General features: G+C 39.2%; 3 protein-coding genes. 2 read left to right on the top strand and 1 reads right to left on the bottom strand.

Features of this window, described 5'->3' with window-relative positions; genetic code table 11:
* Positions 1-429 precede the first annotated feature (429 nt).
* Both ACED46_RS21800 and ACED46_RS21795 read left to right on the top strand, forming a co-directional pair.
* Complete coding sequence (locus ACED46_RS21800; protein WP_371722442.1) at positions 430-699, top strand: Lpp/OprI family alanine-zipper lipoprotein; 270 nt, start codon at positions 430-432, stop codon at positions 697-699.
* 89 nt (positions 700-788) lie between these two features.
* Complete coding sequence (locus ACED46_RS21795; RefSeq protein ID WP_032545351.1) at positions 789-1,469, top strand: AAA family ATPase; 681 nt, start codon at positions 789-791, stop codon at positions 1,467-1,469.
* 82 nt (positions 1,470-1,551) lie between these two features.
* Here the strand turns inward: ACED46_RS21795 and ACED46_RS21790 are convergent, their stop codons facing one another.
* Positions 1,552-1,830 carry a hypothetical protein gene (locus ACED46_RS21790; protein ID WP_102300495.1) on the bottom strand — a complete coding sequence of 93 codons (279 nt, stop codon included), beginning with the start codon at positions 1,828-1,830 and terminating at the stop codon, positions 1,552-1,554.
* Positions 1,831-1,953 lie beyond the last annotated feature (123 nt).

Genomic DNA, 1,953 nt, shown 5'->3' with positions numbered 1-1,953 from the left:
ACCATTGCTGCCCACTGTGTTATCAAGAGGTGGTGGGAAGTTACCAAAATGAGTGGCGATTACAGAATAAGTCAACATCAATTGAACCCAATTTAGGTAAATTGACACCCATAATAGAGAGTATCTTTCGTGATATTGAGTCATAAGCTAAGTGACACATAATATCTTGACAATACTGAAGTACTCCATAGATTGTTAATGTCCGGTTTTATGAAGCGAATTTTTGTTCCTAAACGTTTTAGTTTATAACTTTAAGTTGATGTGTAAACACAAGTCCAACTTACGTCTCCTTGGTTCAGACATAAGTTACGTTAATTCCTTGTTATTTTTAACGTTTCATTCTGCTAGTCGATTGAGTTTCAAGTACAATTGACTTCACCGATGATCTTACATCGGTTTTGATACTGACTTATATTCAAGGATTTATATATGAACAAAATGTTAATAGCAGCAGTTGCCTCTTCTGTATTTCTACTTGCTGGTTGTTCTTCGGGCCCAGATGAAGAAACCATGACCAAGATGAACGCTCTAAACGATCAAGTAAGCCAGCTAAACCAAGATGTACAAGCCCTGAAGGACGAGAAAGCAACACTAACCTCTGAAGCTCAGCGAGCTAAAAGCACCGCAGAAGCTGCTCAAGAAGAAGCGGCTCGCGCAAACGAGCGAATCGACAACATAGCACAGTCTTACACTAAATAATTCTGCCATTATACCTCCCGCGGGGAGGTATTTTCATCTACAGTTAAAATTCAAGTATATTTCCTTCTCTTCCAATAAGACGGATTCTAGTGCCCTTACAATTAAGAAAAAACACCATTAGCTTAGCAAACACAAAAGCCAAAAAGGTGCTCATAATGAACTCAAAAGGAGGGGTTGGAAAATCAACGGTTGTCATCGGCATAATCAGCCAGCTTTTAAATCAAGGTTATAAAGTCGCCCTTATCGATTTTGACAAACAAAAGTCGAGCCACGATTGGGCAATAAACATAATTCCAGGATTTGTAAGCGCATACACCCCCTCTTTTTATAGCTTGTCTGAACTCACTTTGAAAATCCGAGTACCGAAAGACACAGACTTTGTGATCGTTGATTCTCCGTCTAACTTCACACAAGGGGAAATGGCGAGGTATATTCATTTTATGGATGGTGTCATCATTCCAATGGCTCCCTCACCAATAGATCTTCATGCCAGTTTGCCATTTATAAAATCGTTACTTGACTCAAAGGTGTTAAGTAGGAAGAAGATCTCTTTATCTTTTATAATAAATCGATGCTACTCTCACGATGAAAGATTAAGAAAAGTTCACCACCTACTCAGTCACTTCAGACACTATCCGACAATTGGAGTGGTCACCGAAGATCGCTGTTATCAAGATGCTTTTTACAATAGAACTGTGCTTACGGGAACTCATGACAAAAATACGTGGGATAAGATAGTAAACTGGATACAACGCTTACCTGGCAAGTAATTGATTGCATGTTTGCCAGGCTGAACACCAACACTAAATGTAATTTTGTGTTCAGCGCTTAATGTACTTCACTCCTGATGGGTTACTCAATCAAGCGTGCGTCATAATTACAACGCTCAACAGTTACTCTATCTAACCGTCTAGGTTCAAGGAAATCAATTAATTCGTCATTTAGCTGGCAGATTCGGCACTGTTCACCACAGAATGCTTCCTGAGAAATAAAGTGTTCATTGACTAACTGTATCACTACCGCTTCAGCTAAATCATAAACCCTTGTATCTTGCTCTGAAGATACACCTAAAAGACGATTAAGAGTCTTAACAATATCAAGTTCTAGTGCATTCATAAAACGGTTATCCATTCCCACGTTATATTCCTACTTAGAAAAGTCGTGCAAGCCCTTACAATACCACCACCGCCCTCACCAAAACAAAGTGGTTGACACGCTTCCTACCCTCTTTTAACCTAAATACTTCAAACGTTG

The sequence above is a fragment of the Vibrio sp. 1S139 genome (assembly GCF_041439475.1).
Taxonomy (GTDB): Bacteria; Pseudomonadota; Gammaproteobacteria; order Enterobacterales; family Vibrionaceae; genus Vibrio; species Vibrio crassostreae_C.
This window is presented reverse-complemented; position numbering and strand designations above follow the sequence as displayed.

Coding starts and splice junctions, on each gene's coding strand:
- ACED46_RS21800 (WP_371722442.1), top strand. CDS start 430: ATGAACAAAATGTTAATAGCAGCAGTTGCCTCTTCTGTATTTCTACTT.
- ACED46_RS21790 (WP_102300495.1), bottom strand. CDS start 1,830: ATGGATAACCGTTTTATGAATGCACTAGAACTTGATATTGTTAAGACT.